Genomic DNA, 18,917 nt, shown 5'->3' with positions numbered 1-18,917 from the left:
ATGTTTACTCAACAAGCAATTTAGCGTTTTAGCACGTCAGGGCGCTATAACACCCCCAAAACGCACACCAAAGGGACGGGGAGTGCACAACACACCCCACTCCCTCGAGCACTCACCCGACTACCCGCTCAGCGAGCCGCTCAGCAAGCCACCGAGCAGGCGCATTAGGCGCGCGCCGCCTCCAAAGGCAGACGCACCGTAAAGACCGTATGCCCCGGCTGGCTCTGCACCTGAATCGAACCTCCGTGCGCCTGCACAATCGCCTGCACAATCGCCAGACCCAGACCAGTGGTTCCATCCGAACCGGAACGTGCCTTATCGGCACGGGTGAAGCGGTCAAAAATCTTCGGCAAGAAGTCCGGGGCAATACCCGGACCATTATCGGCCACGGTCACTACAGCCTCGCGGCGCGCAGTATCCACGGCCAGGCCCGCAGTCACGCGCGTACCCTCATCGGTGTGCTTGCGAGCATTCGAGAGCAGGTTCAAGATCACGCGCTGAATCTGGGAGCGATCGGCAACAACCTCAACCGGCTCGTCGGGCAGGTTCAGGTGCCATTCGTGGGTGCGCGCTGCCGCCTGCATGTCGGAGGTGCATTCAAGCACCAGCTCGGTCAGGTCAACCTGCTCCAGCTTGGGTTCGCGACCCTCGTCCAGGCGAGCAAGGGTCAGCAGGTCCTCGACGAGGCGTGACATACGCTCGGTCTGCGAATCGATGCGCGCCAGGGAGGACTGGCCGGATTCGCTGAGCGGCTCGGTCCAGCGGAGCATGTCGGAGTACCCCTTAATGGCGGCGAGGGGCGTGCGCAGCTCGTGGGAGGCGTCCGCGATAAAGGCGCGAATCTGGTGTTCGGTGCGTTCGCGCACCTCCAGAGCAGAGTTCACGTTATCGAGCAGCTGATTGAGGGCGTAGCCTACGGCACCGACTTCGGTGCGCGGGTCGGAATCTCGCGGATCCACTCGCACCGCCGAGGAGATGGTGTGTTCTTCCAGGTCCAGGTGCGCCACATCGGTTGCCACCGCGGAGACTCGTTCCAGGGGTTTCATGGTGCCGCGAATAATGTAGGAGCCCGCCACGCCGGCACCAACCATGACGGCAATGGAGCCGAGGGACACCACGATCACGAAGATGGTGAGGGTCTGCTGTACGTTGGCAAGCGGAATACCAACCACCTGGGCGTCGGCGCTGCTATTAGCCTTCGGGGTGATTTTGATGAGGTACAGGCCGGATTCCAGCTTGACCTCTTGGACTTCTTCCCTAGTGGCATTCAGTGCCATGGTTCCGAGGGTTACCTGGTCGTTGGCGGAAAGGGTTTGTACGGTGCCCTCCTTGGTGAGCTTGCTGGCGATTTCTACGGCACCTTCGGATTCCACGCAGGTGATGATAGTTCCGGACGCCTGACCGGGCGCAAAGAGGGAGCTGCTCTTCTGCAGGTCGCTGCAGTCCACTTCTTCTCGCTTGCCGTCTCGGGAGGTCGGCTGCACTACGCGGTGGCTGGTTTCTTTGAGGTCGCTTTGTGCCTGCTGGTAGAGGGAGTTCTGCAGGGTCACGTAGGTGGACAGGCCAATGATGAGGCATGCAATGCCGAGGGCTGTCACGAGGATGGCGATAAGGCGCGAACGCAGATGGGGCACGTAGCCCAGTTCTTCGGGGGATGCTTCGGGATTCCTCATGCTCTTCCAGGCGGCGCGTAGGCGCACGAAGAAGTTCCCGCGGGAGGGTGTAGCACCATCCTGCGCGGGGGAACCCGCACGTAGGGGGCGGGTTGCTTCGTTATCCGGGGAGGCGGTTTCACCGGGTGAGTAGGAGCCCACGAACATCCTTTCTTTCTATATTCGAAATACAGAATATAACTGATATGGCGCGGTATAACCGGGTGTTATACCGCGCCATATGAAGAGCAGAGAATAAACTTAGACGGCGGGACGCAGCACGTAACCGGCACCGCGCACGGTGTGAATCATCGGTTCGCGACCCACATCAATCTTCTTACGCAGGTACGAGATGTACAGCTCCACAATATTTGCCTGACCACCAAAATCGTAGTTCCAGACGTTATCAAGAATCTGGCTCTTGGAGACCACGCGCTTCGCGTTCTCCATGAGGTAGCGCAACAGGTCGAACTGGGTTGCAGTGAGGTTAATCTGCTCGCCACCGCGGGTCACCTCGCGGGTGTCCTGGTTCAGCACCAGATCGCCGACGACCAGCTCAGCATCATCAATGGAGGCAACACCGGAGCGCTGCACCAGGCGGTGCAAACGGATCATGACCTCTTCCATGGAGAAGGGCTTAGTCACGTAGTCGTCCGCACCGGCGGCAAGGCCTTCAATACGGTTATCAACCGAATCCTTAGCGGTCAGAAAGAGGCAGGGAACCTCGGGGTAGAACTTGCGGATACGGGAGAGCAACTCCAGGCCGTCGAAGCCGGGCATCATAATATCCAGCACAAGCACGTCGGGGCGCCAATCGCGCGCAATCGCGAGCGCGGAGGGGCCGTCGCCTGCGGACTGCACCTCCCAGCCGATCATTTTCAGACCCATGCTGACGAGTTCTTTGAGCATCTCCTCATCATCAACAACGAGGGCGCGGATGGGGCTACCGTCCGGATGCTCTAGTGTGGGAAGGTTCTTTGCGATTTCGGTTGCTTTGCTGCTCATGTGATTAAGGGTATCGCGATTTAGGGTTCGCGGTGAGGCGGGAGCCGGTTTTCAGCCGCAAACTTATGGAATGCTTGCCCGCGTCACAGCTGGGGCACAGTTTCGCGCCGCCCATTATCCCAACCACGCGCGTTACCCCTTCTATACGGGTTCAATCTTTCGGTAAAATTTGTAGTAGCTTAGGTGATGCTCAATCGCCTTTTATCGTTTCAGTGTGCCACCCCGACACAGGCGCCCCGACACCCGCAGAGGAGGACACATGCGCATTAGCCGTATTTATAACAATAATGTTGTCCTCACGGTGGATCATTACGGCAAGGAGTCCGTGATGATTGGTCGCGGCATTGCTTTTGGTAAGCGTAAGGGTCAGCTGATTGACCCGTCTGCGGTGGAGCAGACGTTTGTGCCGGAGCAGGGCATGTCGGGTGAGCGCTTGAGCATGACTCTGTCTGAGATTCCGGCGGAGATTCTGTCGATTGCCACACTTTTGGAGTCGAAGGTGCGCGCCGAGGGTGCATTGGAGCTGTCGAACTCGTTTATTCTTCCGCTGGCTGATCACCTGCACTATGCGGTGGTTCGTGCGCGTGACGGGGTGCGGGTGCAGTATCCGCTCGCCCCGGAGGTGACCGTTCTCTACCCGCGCGAGGTGGAGTACGGCCGCACGGTTTTGGAAATGGTTCGCGAGCGCCTGCAGGTTGAACTGGACCCGAACGAGGCTATCCCCCTGGCGTTGCACCTGGTCAACGCGCAATTTGCGACGGCGGATATGTCTCAGGCATTCCGCATGACCGAGGTTTTCGCGCAGGTTTTTGAAATTATTGAGGCAAGCTACGAGCGGAAGATCGACCCGGATTCGATGAGTGCGGCACGTTTTGTGACGCACCTGCGGTACCTGTTTGTGCGGGCGAGCCGCGCCTCCGCGAATCGCGCGGAGGATGCAGATGAGGTGTCGCAGCCGAGTTTGTTGGCGGCTCTTCGTGAGGATGCACCGCGTGCCTACGCGTGTGCGCAGAAGGTTTTGTTGGTACTGCAGATGCAGCTGAAGCAGAGCCTGACTCGTGATGAGTTGACGTATTTGACGATTCATATTGCGCGTCTGGCGCGGGATATGTGGGGCATTAACGCGTAGCGCATGTTCGATAGAAAGCGACCGGGAGGGTTCCCGGTCGCTTTTTCTATGCCCCCGGATTTTCTATGCCCTGAAATATATACCCCGGAATCTATGCCCTGGAACCTATATCTCGAATTCTATACTTCGGAATCCCGGCGAGGGGTTCGGGTGGGGAATCTGGGACTGAGGGTTTTAGAGAGGTGCTACCGGGCGGAACGTGACGCTTAAAGGTGAGCTGCTATTTATATATACAACCTGTCACTAAAATGCTGTTTGCCGGGTTTTCTTTCGCGCGTTAGCGCGTCGATTTATTTTTTAAATGACGATTCATGGCGGCACATTCCAGAAATACCATTCCGTGGACGAACTGCAGGAAAATGTGGGTTTTTTATAAATCCCACATCTTTTGGTCCGTGTACCTATTTTTTATTCGGTATTTTCTTTGTAAATCTTTTTCTCGCACCCTCGCGGTCCAAATATTGTGCGTCAAGCGCCTCGTCAGCCCGCTTGCGAGATGCCAAGACTCCCGATTTTTCACGAAAATAACACTCTGCTTCTCTCGCCGGCAACCTTTTTTCGGTGTTCTGTTTAAATTTTTTACACCCTGGCAATAAATACGTGTTTTGACATCAAAAACCCATATTCCAACACCGATAAAAATGTCACAAGAACCTAAAGTGTGCATGCTCAGAAAAAACCCACAAAACACAAAAACAACGTGTTACTATCTGAGAATTATGAGGCCCTTCACGGGACCTATACACACCATGTCACGAAAACGAGAGGACCACTATGGTCACTATCATTGTGGCGGCACACGGCGAGTCGGCTCCGGCTCTGCTGAAGACCGCCGGCATGATCCTCGGTAACTTCGAAAACGTCCACCCGGTCACGTTCCTGCCGGGTCAGGGCCCCGAAGATCTCGTCGAAGAGTACACCCGCATCGTTGAGGCGTCTGAAGCAGAAGAAACCCTGCTGCTGGTCGACCTCTTCGGCGGTAGCCCCTACAACGCCGGTGCGCAGTTCGCAGCCACCCGCGAGGGCGTCGACGTCGTCTCCGGTGTTAACGTACCGATGCTTATTGAGGTCATCTCCGGCGCAGGCCGTAAGAACGCAACCCTCAAGTCCCTGGTCGCTAAGGCGCACAAGGCTGGCACTAAGGGTATTCGCTCCTTCCAGGAGGCGAACCAGCCCGCAGCCGCCAAGCCCGCCGAGGCGAAGCCCGCAGAGACCAAGGCGGTCGAGGTTCCGGCTGCTCAGCAGGTTCCCGGCGGCACCATGGACGCTATCTTCACCCGCATCGACTCCCGCCTGATTCACGGTCAGGTGGCAGGAACCTGGGTTCCGCATATCGCACCGCAGACCTTCATCGCGGCATCCGATAATGCGGCACACGATCAGCTGCGCAAGTCCCTGCTGCTGCAGGTCGCACCGACCAGTGTGAAGACCAACGTCCTGGACATCGCTAAGGCTGGCCGCGTGTACAACAACCCCAAGTACACCGGCATGAAGACCATGTTCGTCGTGGAATCCCCCGTTGACGTGGTGCGACTGCTCGACGAAGGCGTCAAGATCAACGAAGTGAACGTTGGTGGCGTCACCTTCAAGACCGGCATGGTTCAGCTTTCGGACGCAGTGTACGCCTCCGAGGAACACCTGGAAGCCTACCGCGAACTCATTAAGCGCGGTGTGAAGCTGACGGTGCAGCAGCTGCCCAACCACTCCCCGGTTGATTTGGAAAAGATCCTCAAGCAGAAAGGCCTGGACGCATGAGCGCCCTGACGTTTATTCTCGTTGTTCTCGTGGCGTTCATTGCGGGCGTCGCATCCGTGGTGGACGAGCGTCAGTTCCACCGCCCCCTGGTCGCTTGCACCCTGATGGGTTTTGCGCTGGGTGACCCGACTACCGGCATTATGCTCGGTGGCGCACTGGAGCTCATCGCCCTGGGCTGGATGAACGTCGGTGCGGCGATGGCTCCCGACTCAGCTCTGGCGTCCACCATCTCCGCTGTTGTTGTGATTCAGGGTCACCAGGACATCACCACCGGTATTGCTATTGCTGTGCCGCTGGCGGCAGCAGGTCAGGTTCTGACCATTTTCGTTCGTACCATTACGGTGTTCTTCCAGCATCAGGCGGATAATTTCGCAAAGACGGCTAACTTCCGCGGTATTGAGTTGATGCACATTAGCGGTATGGCTCTGCAGGGTCTGCGCGTGGCTATCCCGACCGCTATTGTGGCGCTGATTAGCTCCGACGAGCTGACCCGCCTGCTGGGCATGATTCCGGAACAGGTGACCATCGGTCTGCGTATTGCCGGTGGCATGATTACCGTGGTCGGTTTCGCAATGGTCATCAACATGATGCGTTCGAAGGCCCTCATGCCCTTCTTCTTCCTCGGCTTCATCGCCGCCGCCGCTATCCCGGCAACCCAGTCGATTGTGCCGCTACCCGGCGGAAGCTCAAAGGACGTCCTCGTGGCACTGTCCACCCCGGCACAGTTCAACCTGGTTGCTATCGGCCTGGTCGGCGCCTGCCTGGGCCTGCTGTACACGCAGCTGAACCCGCTCTTCCATAAGAGTGAGGCCCCCGCCGTAGCACCGGCCGCCGCCAATGACCTCGACAACGAGCTCGAATAAGGAGCATCACCATGACTGAAAACAAGAACGTCGAGCTCGTTGAAGTTCCCGAGCTCACCCAGCGCGATAAGGTCGACACCTACATCCGCTCCACCTTCCTGCTCGGTTCGTTCAACTTCGAACGCATGCAGTCCATCGGTTTCGCGGTTTCCATGATTCCGGCCATTAAGCGCTTCTACACCAAGAAAGAAGACCAGGCGGAGGCGCTGACCCGCCACCTGGAGTTCTTCAACACCCAGCCGTGGGTTGCATCCTCGATTATGGGCGTGACCGCTGCGATGGAGCGTGAGAAGGCAGCCGGTAAGGACATTGACGAAGCCGCCATCACCAACGTTAAGGTGGGCCTGATGGGCCCACTGGCCGGCGTGGGCGACCCGATTTTCTGGGGTACCGCACGTATCGTGCTGGCGGCTCTGGGCGCATCCCTGGCGGTGACCGGCAATATTCTGGGCCCGCTGCTGTTCTTCTTCGGCATGACCGCAATTCGTTGGGCAACCCGCTGGTACGGCTTCAAGTACGGCTACGAGAAGGGCACCCAGATTGTGACCGAGGCGGGCGGCAACACCCTGCAGAAGATTACTCAGGGCGCCTCCGTGATGGGCCTGTTCGTGATGGGTGCTCTGGTGTACCGCTGGACGAGCGTGAACATTCCGTTGCCACTGACTAGCTACACAAACCAGGCGGGCGAGACGGTAAATGTGACCGTCCAGTCCGTGCTGAACGATCTGCTGCCGGGCCTGGCCTCGCTGGGTCTGTGCTTCCTGTGCATGTGGCTTCTGAAGAAGAAGATTAACGCCATCTGGTTGATTTTCGCCCTCTTTGGCGTGGGCATCCTCGGTTCCTACCTGGGATTCCTGGCTCTCTAAAAATATGAGGAATGAGCCCTTTCACCCTTCAGTGAAGGCGTGAGATTCAGGGGCTATATCTCAAGTGGTGGGGGTGCGGTCGGTACACTTAAAAGTACCGGCGGCACCCCCGTTTTTTATGGGTTGCGGCGCACAATTCGCGGCAATGCAGCCCTCCCGCGAAGGAGTTTCTATGACCAAGTTGATGGCTTTCGACCTGGACGGCACGATCCTGTTTAACCGTGCCGTGGAGCCTGCCACTGAGCAGGCGATTGCCCGCTGGCAGGCGGAGGGTAACCTGGCGGTCTCGTGCACGGGCAAGAGCATTTTTGCCACGCAACTGGCGTTGAACCCGACCGCCATCCGTTTTGATTACCACGTGCTGTACACGGGTGCGGTGATTACTGACCGGCAGTACCGGGTGATTTACCATCAGCCTCTTCCGGTGAGTGTTGTGCAAGCGTGCTACGAGCATTTCAGCACCGTGGACGGCGTGGCTCTGTTCGCGACGACTCTGGATAACGATTACAGCCTCTGCGACCGGGTGGGCTCCTCGACGAATATCCTGCCGGAGTTCACTCCCCTGCCGGCTGACGACCTGCAGAACCACGAGTACGTGGGTGTGCCCCTGTGGATTCCGGATGCTCAGGTTCGCGAGGCGGCGTACACCTGGATTCTTGAGCGTTTTGGCAACTCGGTGGACTGCCACAAGAACCAGGATTTCCTGGATATTGTGCCGCCCGCCTGCACAAAGGGCACCGGTCTGCAGCATCTGGTGGAGTACCTGCAGTCGGAGCATCCGGGCACCTCCTATGAGGTGCACACGATTGGCGACTCGTGGAACGATATCGACATGCACCGCTACGCCGACCGTTCGGCGTCTTTCAGCTACTCCCCCGATGAGGTCAAGGCCGTCACCACCGATTGTGTGGATAAGGCGTACGAGTTTATTGAGGCTTCCCTGTAGAAGCTGCCGAGGTGGCGTTTAGGTGCGGCGAGCGCCCGTCTGCCAGCCGCTTCCGCGTACTCGCCGCCTACTCCCCCGTTTCACGTGAAACGTCCGCTTTCCCGTTACTCCCCATTACCCCCGTAAGGTTTCTATGTGTCCTTCCGCTTCTCGACCCCGTAAAAACCAGTCCCAGAAGAGCCCGCAGGCCGATTCTGCCCAGTCCTACGACCCGTCCAGCTTCTCTGACACCTTCCGCGCTATGGCGCGTGAATCGCTCGTGAAGAACCAGAAGAACCGTCCCGAGTCCCCCATCGTCTCCATTTCCCCGGTGCTGATTGTTTTGGGCGCCATTGCGGCGGCGCTGTACGGGCTGTGGCAGAGCTGGGCGTGTCTCATCCCGCTGGTGCTGATTCTGGTGCTCATGTGGGTTCGCTACACGATGCAGCGTCAGGCGCTCAACGATTTTGCGGAGCTGGAGGCGGCACGCACCGCATGGAAAAAGACCCGCAACCGCCAGTACCTGGAGCTGATGGCGGCGCAGTCGACGCGCATCCTGGATGAGAATAAGGCGCTGACCAAGCAGGCTCGCGCGCACGTGCAAGAGTACGCGGATTTCGCGGCACAGAAGCTGGGCACTCAGCGCTAAAGACCCCGCTGCGCTCGCTCGCCCCTCCCAAAAAGTATTCGACGAGCGTTGATTGAGCTGAATGTTTAGGCGCACTACAACCTTTAGGCACAGTACAAAAGACCGTAACCACTCCCCCATGCGGGGGCGGTTACGGTCTTTACGTCTTAGGGGGTTACACCCTAGTTGGTCTTCTGCGCGGGTGCTTCAGCGGGCTCTTCTGCGGATTCCTCGACAGACTCCGCAGGTTCTTCGACTGCTTCGTCAGTGACCGGGGCGTCGTCAGTGACCGGGGCGTCGTCCAATCGCTGCACTACAGCGGGGCGGTCATCAAAGCCGCGGCGGGTGCCTCGGGCAGCCTTCGCGTCAAGGCTGTACAGCTGCTCGCGGTTCGTCAGCACCACCAGGGTCATGGCATTCAGGCAGACACCCACAATGCACAGAATCCAGCCGATCAGCATGAACCGACCACCGGAAAGCACCGCACCGGAAAGCATCAGGGCGATAGAGGCGAGGTACGCCGGGGAGAGCAAAAACTTCGTATTCACTACCGACCTACCTAGCGCGCATTGGAGCGGGGCTTGGTGGCGCGACCCGAACGGGGGCGCGAGGGCAGAACGCTCATGCGGCCGGATGCACGCTCAACAATCGGCTGGGATTCGGTGGGCTCTTCCTCACGAACCTCGGTAGCCTCTGCAGTTTCAGCGTGCTCGGTCGCCTCAACAGCCTCAGCGGCTTCAACGGGAGCCACTTCATGCTCAGCCTCTGCGGTTGCTTCCGCTGACTGCTCAGCAGCTTCGTGCTCAGCAGCTTCACGCTCTTCACGGCGGTGCTCTGCGCGCTCGCGGATACGGTTCTCCACGGAGGATTCGAAACCGTCCAGGTTGGTCACCAGTGCGGGGGTCGGGTCACCCTTCGCCTTACCCACGGACAGCACAAAGGCGAGGACATTCAGACCCAGCGCGAGGATGAGAAGGATCCAGCCCAGCCAGATGAGCCAGGGACTAGAGGATCCGACCATGAGCGCGCCGCAAAAAATTACGCCGAGGGAGGTCAGGTACGCAGGCGAGAGAGTCTTGAAATCCATGTCTACTTTCAATGTGTTCGTGAGTTTGAGAGAGCTAACGTACGTTCACTACGTTTCCTGTCTCATTTTAGGTGATACTTGAGGCTTAATCTGCTTCTGCCCCTGTCTATCGCCTGTGAGCTAAAGACCAGATGGCTTATCTCGGTGGCGTAGGCAGGGGCAGAAACGTCACGTTCATGCGCGCAGTGCAGGTACCGGCTAGGACGTGGGGGTTACCTCGTTGGTGACCAGGGGCGAGGCGGGCGCGTTTTCCACCACGGGGATTGCGCGGGTGCTCAGGGTGCCCTGGTGCTTCTTCCAGAGGTTGTAGCGTTCCATGGCGACCGCGCCGGCGGTCATGGCAGGAAGAATGAACATGCCGGAGGAGCGGATGCTTTCTGCCTGCGCCAGGATGTCCAGCTTACGCACCACGCGGGTCACGTCGTGGGAGTCGTAGCGGTCCTGAGCAGAAATAACCTCGTTCTGCGCGGCGACGAGGGCGGCATCGCGCAGGCGCACGAAGTCGTTCCTCTTGTCCTTAAGCTTCTCCATGTGCTGCTTGTATTCTTCGGGCAGTGCCTCGCTGATTTCGTCTCGGCGGGTAATGGCGGAGCACATTTCCTTCACGCGAGCGTAGGTTTCCGGGTCGGTGGTTGCCTTCGCTTCAGCCTGCAGCGCCTCGAGGGCTGCGACCTGCGCAATCTTGAGCAGCTCGGGTACGGCGGTTTCTTCTTCATGGTTAGCCTGCACGCCAAGGACCTTCACGAGCAGGGGCAGGGTCAGGCCGGGCAGCACGAGGGTGAAGAAGAGTACGGAGAGCATCATGACGATGGCGTCCTGGCGTACCTGTTCGGTGCCGTTGACCACGGGGATGGACAGGGCAAGAATCAGGGTCACGAGGCCTCGCATGCCGGACCAGGTCATAACGATAACTTCAGCAAAGCTTTCGGGTGCACCCTCGTGGATGGGGTTCTTGCGTCCTGCCAGCCAGACGATGGTGAACCAGATGAGGCGCACCAGGATGGCGACCAGTGCGACCAGGGCACCGTCAGCGAAGAGGCTTGCGATACGGGAGGGGTCGGCGGTGGCGATGATACTACTTGCCTGCAGGCCGATGAGGCCGAAAGCGACACCGGTCATGAGCAGCTCAATAATCTGCCAGAAGGAGGTGGAGGAGAGGCGTTCTTCCGCTTCGAGTGCCGCCATGTATTTGGTGCTGGTGAACTGGATAGCGCCGATGACCACGGCAATAACGCCGGAGGCGTGCACGCTTTCAGCAGCGAGGTAGGCGCCGAAGGGGATCATGAGGGTCACGGCGTTGCTGGTGACCACGTCGTGGGCACGCTGGCGAACGTAGCCGCCAAGCCAGCCGAAGATATAACCAATAATGACCGCGAGGATCGAGCCGAGCACGAAGTCCTTGGCGACCGAGAGCGGCTCGATGTGGTGGCCGCTGGTCATGGAGTGGATTGCGGCGTGGAAGAGAACGATTGCGATAGCGTCGTTGAAGCTACCTTCGGTCTGCAGAGTACCGATGAGGCGGCGGGGGATGCCGACGGGCTCAGCGACTGCTTCCACGGCGACGGGGTCGGGCGGGGAGACGGCGGCACCGACGGCAAGGGCGACGGCGATGGTCATACCGGGGACCCACCACATGGCTGCGCCGGCAATTGCCAGGGCGGAGACGGTGGTGAGAAGGACCGAGTAGAGCAGTACGGATCTCCAGCGGCGGCGCAGGGTGCCCCAGGAGAATTTAATGCCGATGGCCCACAGTAGCGGCGGAAGGAAGATCGGCAGGATGATGTCGCTGTCGATAGTAAGATCCGGTCGGTTGGGGATGAAGAGCGCGGCGGTGCCGAGCAGGGTCATCATGACCGGCCAGGGGAGGTTGAGTCGATCACCGACGCTGACCATAAACACGGTCGCAATCAGGATGATGACAATAACGGAGAGGTAAAGCATTGGTCCGGTGTTGTTCCTTTCGCGCGGCTAGGGTTAGTCGGCTACGTCTTTCTACTCTACCGGAGGGGCTCATTCCGCTTTTCGGATATGGGGGTTCTGCAGCGTTTATTGTGGTGTTGTTTACCTCTAAGCCTAATGCTCTTTACGGAATATAGAGTTTTCCCCTGAATATCTCTGCTTTTCAGCAGGTTATTCAGGGGAAAATTCTATATTTGGAATATATCGATTGGGGTAGCTACCTCTAGCAGATTACTTAGAGCCGCATCCACCAGCACCGCAGCCGCAACCGCCAGCGGGAGCTTCCTCCACAACCGGTTCGGGCTCGTCGTGGCCACCACAGCAGCCACCCTTTTCTTCCTTCGGCTCATCGTGGCCGCCGCAGCAACCGCCACCACCGTGGGAGTGGCCGTGAGCCTCAGCCGGAGCTTCAGCGGAGGAACCGCATCCGCCCGAACCGCAACCGCAACCACCCGCGGAAGGTGCCGGCTCCTCGTGGCTACCGCAGCCACCCGAACCGCAGCCGCAGCCGCCACCGTCAACCGAGCCACAGGCAGAGCCGCGTGCGTCGCGGTGACCCATGAGGTCTACGCCGAGGTCGGAGAGGTAGCGCAGGTAACCTGCGAGGGCGTCGCGTCCACCGGTGCCGGAGATAACGATGCCGCCGTGGCGCAGTGCCTTGAGCACCTCGTTGACCATGGGCCACTGCTCAATGTCGTCGGTAATCGTGATAGCGCTGACCACGTGCATTGCGAGGGAGGTCAGCGAGCGCAGGGACTGTTCGTAGCCTTCGGACAGGTGAATGACCTTGGCAGGTGCTGCCAGGCGCAGGATGGACAGTACGCGCATGAGCATCATGGGCACTGCATTTTCGGGTAGCAGTACGGTCACGCCGATTGCGGAGGACTCTGCAATACGTTCGATGGTTGCCGCGAGTTCTTCGGAGTCAATATCGCGGGAGATATCCAGTACTTCGTAGGAGTCCACGGCGATGGAGCGGGTGCCCAGGGCGTCGGCGAGTGCTTCATCTTCGGTGTGGATCGCAATCATGTTGCGGAATTCGTTGCGGCGCACGACGGAGGCTGCCTCGATGAGGGCGAAGTCCTGGCCTTCACCATCCACGAGGAGGGTGTGGATTTCTTCGCGGTTGAGGCCTTCACCTGCGGTGGCGCGCTCGATTAGTTCAGAAAATGCGTTGCTCATACCGAATATTAAACACCCCCTTTTACCCTGTGCGCCCGCGAGGTTTGCCTGCCTTGGCGGTTTTGGGCGGTTTAAGACGTGTTTTTATGCCAAGAGCGTGGGAGTGGCTGTTTTTCTCTGCTTCTTAGGGTGCGCTCTGATGTAAAACTACCCATGAAACGCGAAACGTTCGCTCTGAGTGAGTGAGAATCGACATTCATTTTTGAGGTTGTGCCGCGTATTTGCGCGATTTTTGTTTGCGGTGGGGTGCACCTTGCTCAATATGTAGAGTTGAACACCCTAAAATGAAAGGGTGGTACTTTCCCGTGAAAAGATTCTAGATACCGCCTACGAGGTCTTGGCGACCTACGGTTTGGCGGACCTTTCCATGCGCCGACTCGCTCAGGAGCTTCACGTGGCTCCCGGCGCCCTGTACTACCACGTGAAGAATAAGCAGCAGCTTCTCATTCTGTTGGCGGATTACATTCTGGCTCGTGCCCCGAAGTCGATGTCTGAGGAGGCTGAGCCGAATCCGGAGGCTATTCGTGCTTCGATGATTCGCCGCGGTGATCTTCTGTTCTCTCTGCTGTACCCGATTCGTGAGTGCCCTGAGGTGGTGCGTTTAAGCTTGGCTCTGCATCCTCGTGAGTTGAAGCCTGTGGTGGCTATGGCTCATGAGTTCCAGGCTCTTGGTTTGGGTCATGCGGAGGCGCTGCGTCGTGCTCGTTTGTTGACCCATATTGCGTTGAGCCTGGTGGAGGAGTATCAGACTCTGCCGCTGATTTCTCCGCAGGAGGCTGTGGCGAGTGGCGATGTTCCTCTGATTGAGAATGCGTTTAACCGTTACCGCCAGGATTTGCTTTCTGCCATTGACACGATGATGGTGGTGCAGGAGCCCTATACGCAGGATGCGTAATCGCTTAGCCCTTCTTTTGGTTTATTAGTTGTGTATGGTGCCCCGTGCCCCCTTGTGGGGGTGCGGGGCTTATGCGTGCGTTGGCTTTTGGCTGCCCTGCCGCACGCTGATACCGGCGCGGTTTGGCGACTGAGTCGATGTTCGCTGGTTTTCTGCTTTAGTCTAGAGGTGACACGTGCTTGCGCTGATGCCCGTTGGGTGTCGGGTGCAGGTGGGGTGTCGTTTACGTCCTAGCGCCCCTTTCGGGGCTTGATCAGAGGTGTTCCATGTCGATGACCGCTACCGCCCAGTGGGCGGCTCTTCCGGACCATAGCGCGGAGATTGCGCGTGTGCGTGAGGAGTTTATTACTGCGTATGGTTATGAACCGGATGGTGTGTGGTCTGCGCCTGGGCGTCTGAATCTTTTGGGCGAGTACATTGATTTTTTGGGTGGCTCGTGCCTGCCGATGCCGCTGCCGTACCGCACCTATGTGGCGGGTGCGTTGCGTCGTGATGGTGTGTTGCGCGCGTCTTCTTTGCAGATGCCCGGTGATGAGCGCACGGTTGTGATTCGCGATATTCAGCCGGGTCATTTGAAGGGCTGGTTCACCTATGTGGCGGGTGTTGCGTGGGCGATGAATCAGGAGGGTGGCAGGGATATTATGCTGCCCGATGAGTTTGGTGCTGATCTGCTGATTAATTCTCGTGTTCCGGTGGGTGGCGGTTTGTCGTCTTCGGCGGCTTTGGAGTGTTCTACGGTGTTGGCGTTGTTGGAGCTTTCGTGTCCGGCGCGGAAGGATTGCCCGGAGGCGGATGCCACCCCGGCTGATAATGATGCGTTGCGTGCGCGTCTGGCTCAGGTGTGCATTACGGCTGAGAATAAGGTGGCTGGCGCGCATACGGGTGGCCTGGATCAGACGGCGTCGTTGCGTTCGTATCCGGAGCAGGCTCTGGTGATTGATTTCCGTGATTTTTCGATTGAGCCAGTTGCGGTGGATATTGCCCAGCATGGTCTGAGTTTTTTGGTGATTGATACGAACACTCCGCATGAGCTGACGGATGGCGGCTTTGCGGCTCGTCGTGCGGCGTCTGAGGCGTGCGCCGACGCTTTGGGTCTGCGTTTTTTGCGTGATGCCCTACCGGAGGATTTGTCCTGCGCGGGTATGGATGCGCGTGCGGCGAAGGCGTGGCGTGCTGATTTGGTGGATTCTTCGGTGAATCGTGCCCTGGATGCTCTGGAGGACGCGGGTCGTCCGTGTTCGTTCCCGCGTGGTTGGGTGCGTCATGCGTTCCACGATATGACTCTGGTGGGTCGTGCGAGCTACCTGTTGCAGCATGCTGATGAGTTGGGTTTCGCAGCGTTTGAGGAGGCGGGCCGTATTTTCACGGAGTCGTTTGTGTCGATGCGTGATGAGTTACGTGTTTCTCGCCCGGAGATTGATGATGCGGTGCAGGTGTGCCTGGATCAGGGTGCGCTGGGTGCTCGTATTGTGGGTGGCGGTTTTGGTGGCGCGGTGATGGCGCTGATTCCCACTTCTCAGCTTGAGGCTGCTGCGGATGCGGTGGCAACCACCTATGCGGTGCGCGGTTATGCGGCACCTCGTTTTTTGCCGATGGTTGCTGGTTTTGCGGCGTCTCATGATTGGGCTGCGGGCGCTGCTCCTACGGATATTCCGGTGTTGTAGGGTTGGGCGCTGAGGTCTGTCATAAATCGGCGGGGTGTCATAGGGGTGTTTTTTCAGGGGTTTGAACAATATTCTTAGCTGGAAGTTTCCTGCGAGTTTCTGCAATTTCCCTCCGGTTATCCCCCGTAATAACGCGCTGACAAGCCATAATTTTTTGGTCATTGGTCAAAAGTTGCGCCACGTTTTCTGAGGGTGGTTTTTCTTGCCTTCGCGGGTATGTACACTTATCGACGGACGCAATCCGTGAGCTGTAAAGTTTCGATGCGCATAGTCCGGCATATGGATAGCATCTACACTGGGTTCGACCGTCACATACAAGCCCAGCTTGCAGGTTTCGTCCACCAAAGCATCACACTCCAGTTTTCTGCCCGCCCCGGGCAGGTACCTCACCAAGAGTGAGGCTTTAGAGCGCGAAAGCGCAGAAAGGAGGCCCCCGTGGGCTTCGATATCAAGGGTACCGTTGAGCAGGGCCTCGACAAGGCTCAGGAAGTCATCAACGAAAAGGCTGGCAAGGAGGTCGTCACCGACGAGCACGTTGCCAAGGTTGAAGAGGTCGTGACCGACAACGTCTCCAAGCTGACCGAGAAGTTCGGCAAGTAAGGCGACAGCCTCCTTTGGATCGGCGCCCTACCTCGCCTCCTCGTGGGGTAGGGCGCCTTTCCCTGGGTCTGCATTACAGGCTTTCACTCAACGGCTTTCACTCAACATCTCTCTCGAATAATGGGGCACGCTGCCCCGCCTGGGTTCTTTCATTCACCGACTCACTCGGCATATTGCTCAGCTTCGGTTACCGCCTGGTAGCCTGTTTTCACTCTTCTTTTACTCTTACTCAGCACAAGTGCTCGCGCTTTCTCGCGAACTGTATACGCCCCGCATCATTGGTCCGGCAACCTTGGTGTGGGGCGTATGCCGTTAATGCGCGGGGGAAGGCTTCTGGGGCGCAGGGTGAAGGCTTCTGCGGGAGTGCTGCACGGGCTGCCGGGGTGCGGCGCGGGCGTTCGCCCTATGAGGACCTCTCCCCTGCCCCTGTAACCTCAGGCTATGCTTGATATGTCAACTTATTGAGCTGCGCCCTCAGGTAGGTTTCAGTGCCTCCTGAAGACCGCGGAGCACCCCGTCTATGGAGGAACTATGTTTGAACGTCAGCAGTCCGATCAGCAGAAGGCACGCGAGGTCATGAAGGATGGCGGCGTCGTCATTTATTGGCGCCCCGGCTGCCCCTACTGCGAGGCTCTGGATTCTAAGCTGGGCGAGCTGGGCGACCACGCTACCTGGGTGAACATTTGGGAGGATCCGCAGGCTGAGGCGCACGTGAAGTCCCTCAACGACGGCAACGCGACCGTCCCCACCGTGGATACCGGCGACACCCACTTTGTGGTCGCTGACCTGGTGAGCCGCAACAAGGTGAAGAAGCTGATTGAGAACACCCTCAACTCTGGCGGCGAGGCTTAAGATGGCTCGCCCGGCGCTGAATCGCGATACGACGGTCTGCATTTCCTTGTCTGGTCGCCCGTCGAATCACGGTATTAAGTTCCACAATTACCTGTACGAGAAGCACGGTCTGGATTACCTGTACAAGGCGATGACCACCACCGATATTGAGGGTGCTATCGCCGGCGTGCGTGCTCTAGGTATTCGTGGCTGCTCGGTGTCTATGCCGTTTAAGCAGGCTGTTATCCCGCTGATGGACGATATGGACCACTCGGCTGCGGTTATTGGTGCGGTGAACACGATTGTGAACACTGACGGCTTCTTGAAGGCGTACAACACGGATGTGATTGCGGTGGCTTCCCTGCTGCGTTCGCATAATGTGGATCCGTCTCTGCCGTTCCTGCTGCGCGGTTCGGGCGGTATGGCTGCGGCTGTGGCTGGCGCGTTCTTTGATGCGGGCTTCTCGCAGGGCATGATTATTGCCCGTAACGAGGAGACCGGTCGCGCGCTGGCTGAGCGTTACGAGTACGCCTGGGCGCCGGAGGTGGGCAACCTGCGAGCGCCGATTCTGGTGAACGTGACCCCGATTGGCATGGCTGGCGGTGAGGAGAGCGAGGAGCTGTCCTACCCGCAGGAGGCTATTGCTGAGGCGCAGGTGGTCTTTGACGTGGTGGCGATGCCCGTTGAGACTCCGCTGGTTCGTGCGGCTCGTGCGGCGGGTAAGGAAGTTATTCACGGTGGCGAGGTGATTGCTCTGCAGGCTGCTGAGCAGTTCCGCCTGTACACCGGTGTGGAGCTTACTCCCGAGGAGGTTGAGGAGGCGGAGGCTCAGGCGAACTAGGTTCGCGCCCGCTGCTTCTTCGCCCCGTGAGGGGCTCGATACGCAAAAGTGCCCGGAAGGTTTATCCTTCCGGGCACTTTTTGTTCTATCCGGCGCTTCGCGCCGAAATTTTTTTTTAATTACACACATCCTGGTACTTAAGGTTTTCCACATCTGTGGAGAAATCTGGGGAAAACTCTTACACCCGTGTAATTCATACCGTGTGATTCGGCCGTTTTAGCCTGTATCCACAGGTTTTTAACATGTACTCACACTCGTGGAATTACACGAATGTAGTTATGCACAGTGTGGAAAACTTCTGTGGACAACTCCTCTCTACAGCGGATTTCCGCGGGTTTCAGGCTCAATAGCGGCCCTTGAACCACCGCTGCAGGCCCTGTTGCGGCGGCTCCGAAGACTCAGATGACTCGGGCTTCTTCACAAACGGGAGAATCAGGAAGGTCGCGAGCGCGCCGCCGACAAAGCCGCCGAAGTGTCCCGCGTGGGAAATATGCGGGTTGAAGAGACTCTGCACCACACCAATGCCGATGAGCAGAATAAAGAGGCGTGCAGTGTCCTTCTGCCTTCTGAGGAGCAGGATCACGAAGAACGCGCCGTAGAGACCGTACACGCCGCCTGAGGCGCCCACGGCGCCACGGTAGTAGTCGAAGATGTACACGCTGCAGCCGGCACTCACGGTAGCCGCCATATATACGAAGAGGAACTTCCACCGCCCCATCATTCGCTCGAGAGAGACACCGAAGATGAAGAGGTAAACCATGTTCCACAGCAGGTGCGTCGGGTCATTCTGCGAGTGTACGAACCCGTGCGTGATCAGGCGGTAATACTCGCCGTGGTGAACACGGGGACCCGACATCATGCCGAGGTTATACACCCAACGGAATGGAATAATCTGTTGCAGACCGTACACCACGACGTTAATCAGAATGAGCGTGTACGTAATATGCCAGTGACGGGCGATGAAGGAACGCTTCGGGCTCGAGGCGCCTCCATTGAGGTCACGGTAGCAGTCGGGGCAGACCATGCCCACATCCA

General features: G+C 58.4%; 18 protein-coding genes. 11 read left to right on the top strand and 7 right to left on the bottom strand.

Annotated elements, in window-relative coordinates; genetic code table 11:
* Positions 1-164 precede the first annotated feature (164 nt).
* Entirely contained in the window at positions 165-1,820 is a 1,656-nt protein-coding gene (locus HMPREF2879_RS01820; RefSeq protein WP_070634688.1) for a sensor histidine kinase, read from the bottom strand.
* 93 nt (positions 1,821-1,913) lie between these two features.
* Positions 1,914-2,657, bottom strand: a complete 744-nt coding sequence (locus HMPREF2879_RS01815; protein WP_012902660.1) for a response regulator transcription factor — start codon at positions 2,655-2,657, stop codon at positions 1,914-1,916.
* Positions 2,658-2,916: 259 nt separating this feature from the next.
* Between HMPREF2879_RS01815 and HMPREF2879_RS01810 the strand changes: the two genes are divergently transcribed.
* The 6 genes from HMPREF2879_RS01810 (at position 2,917) to HMPREF2879_RS01785 (ending at position 8,844) form a co-directional block, all read left to right on the top strand.
* Complete coding sequence (locus HMPREF2879_RS01810; RefSeq protein WP_049345980.1) at positions 2,917-3,786, top strand: PRD domain-containing protein; 870 nt, start codon at positions 2,917-2,919, stop codon at positions 3,784-3,786.
* 774 nt (positions 3,787-4,560) lie between these two features.
* Positions 4,561-5,541, top strand: coding sequence for a mannose/fructose/sorbose PTS transporter subunit IIA (locus HMPREF2879_RS01805; protein ID WP_049326832.1), 981 nt, complete (start codon positions 4,561-4,563; stop codon positions 5,539-5,541).
* The gene (locus HMPREF2879_RS01800) at positions 5,538-6,404 is read left to right on the top strand and encodes a PTS mannose/fructose/sorbose transporter subunit IIC (RefSeq protein ID WP_012902657.1); all 867 of its coding nucleotides are present in this window, start codon (positions 5,538-5,540) and stop codon (positions 6,402-6,404) included. Before HMPREF2879_RS01805 ends, HMPREF2879_RS01800 begins: the two co-directional genes overlap by 4 nt.
* 11 nt (positions 6,405-6,415) lie before the next feature.
* Entirely contained in the window at positions 6,416-7,270 is an 855-nt protein-coding gene (locus HMPREF2879_RS01795; RefSeq protein WP_012902656.1) for a PTS system mannose/fructose/sorbose family transporter subunit IID, read from the top strand.
* A gap of 172 nt (positions 7,271-7,442) precedes the next feature.
* On the top strand, positions 7,443-8,216 hold the full coding sequence (locus tag HMPREF2879_RS01790) for an HAD-IIB family hydrolase (RefSeq protein WP_070634687.1): 774 nt from the start codon (positions 7,443-7,445) through the stop codon (positions 8,214-8,216).
* Positions 8,217-8,349: 133 nt separating this feature from the next.
* Entirely contained in the window at positions 8,350-8,844 is a 495-nt protein-coding gene (locus HMPREF2879_RS01785) for a hypothetical protein (RefSeq protein WP_070605280.1), read from the top strand.
* A 161-nt stretch (positions 8,845-9,005) separates the two neighbouring features.
* Here the strand turns inward: HMPREF2879_RS01785 and HMPREF2879_RS01780 are convergent, their stop codons facing one another.
* The 4 genes from HMPREF2879_RS01780 to HMPREF2879_RS01765 form a co-directional block, all read right to left on the bottom strand.
* Positions 9,006-9,371: a hypothetical protein gene (locus HMPREF2879_RS01780; protein WP_012902653.1), complete on the bottom strand. Its 366-nt coding sequence runs from the start codon at positions 9,369-9,371 to the stop codon at positions 9,006-9,008.
* Positions 9,372-9,382: 11 nt separating this feature from the next.
* Complete coding sequence (locus HMPREF2879_RS01775; protein WP_044149980.1) at positions 9,383-9,910, bottom strand: hypothetical protein; 528 nt, start codon at positions 9,908-9,910, stop codon at positions 9,383-9,385.
* Between the two features lie 198 nt (positions 9,911-10,108).
* A complete protein-coding gene (locus HMPREF2879_RS01770) occupies positions 10,109-11,851 on the bottom strand; it encodes a cation:proton antiporter (protein WP_070634686.1) in 1,743 nt (580 codons plus the stop codon).
* A gap of 249 nt (positions 11,852-12,100) precedes the next feature.
* The gene (locus HMPREF2879_RS01765; protein ID WP_070634685.1) at positions 12,101-13,051 is read right to left on the bottom strand and encodes a biotin synthase; all 951 of its coding nucleotides are present in this window, start codon (positions 13,049-13,051) and stop codon (positions 12,101-12,103) included.
* A gap of 292 nt (positions 13,052-13,343) precedes the next feature.
* On the opposite strand from HMPREF2879_RS01765, the gene HMPREF2879_RS01760 reads away from it, so the two are divergent.
* From HMPREF2879_RS01760 to HMPREF2879_RS01740, 5 genes are all read left to right on the top strand, one after another.
* The gene (locus HMPREF2879_RS01760; RefSeq protein ID WP_049338650.1) at positions 13,344-13,946 is read left to right on the top strand and encodes a TetR/AcrR family transcriptional regulator; all 603 of its coding nucleotides are present in this window, start codon (positions 13,344-13,346) and stop codon (positions 13,944-13,946) included.
* 266 nt (positions 13,947-14,212) lie between these two features.
* Positions 14,213-15,610, top strand: a complete 1,398-nt coding sequence (locus HMPREF2879_RS01755) for a galactokinase (RefSeq protein ID WP_070634684.1) — start codon at positions 14,213-14,215, stop codon at positions 15,608-15,610.
* 435 nt (positions 15,611-16,045) lie between these two features.
* Complete coding sequence (locus HMPREF2879_RS01750; RefSeq protein WP_070634683.1) at positions 16,046-16,210, top strand: ribosome recycling factor; 165 nt, start codon at positions 16,046-16,048, stop codon at positions 16,208-16,210.
* Between the two features lie 531 nt (positions 16,211-16,741).
* Positions 16,742-17,062, top strand: coding sequence for a glutaredoxin domain-containing protein (locus HMPREF2879_RS01745; protein ID WP_049326839.1), 321 nt, complete (start codon positions 16,742-16,744; stop codon positions 17,060-17,062).
* A 1-nt stretch (position 17,063) separates the two neighbouring features.
* Positions 17,064-17,882 (top strand): shikimate 5-dehydrogenase, encoded by an 819-nt coding sequence (locus HMPREF2879_RS01740; RefSeq protein WP_005504124.1) that lies wholly within the window; start codon positions 17,064-17,066, stop codon positions 17,880-17,882.
* 343 nt (positions 17,883-18,225) lie between these two features.
* On the opposite strand, the gene HMPREF2879_RS01735 is transcribed toward HMPREF2879_RS01740, so the two are convergent.
* Positions 18,226-18,917: rhomboid family intramembrane serine protease (locus HMPREF2879_RS01735; RefSeq protein ID WP_070634682.1), on the bottom strand; the 692-nt coding region annotated here is incomplete at its 5' end.

Source organism: Rothia sp. HMSC069C04 (genome assembly GCF_001812895.1).
Taxonomy (GTDB): Bacteria; Actinomycetota; Actinomycetes; order Actinomycetales; family Micrococcaceae; genus Rothia.
The sequence above is the reverse complement of the archived record's forward strand: the minus strand, read 5'-3'. Positions and strand labels throughout refer to the sequence as shown.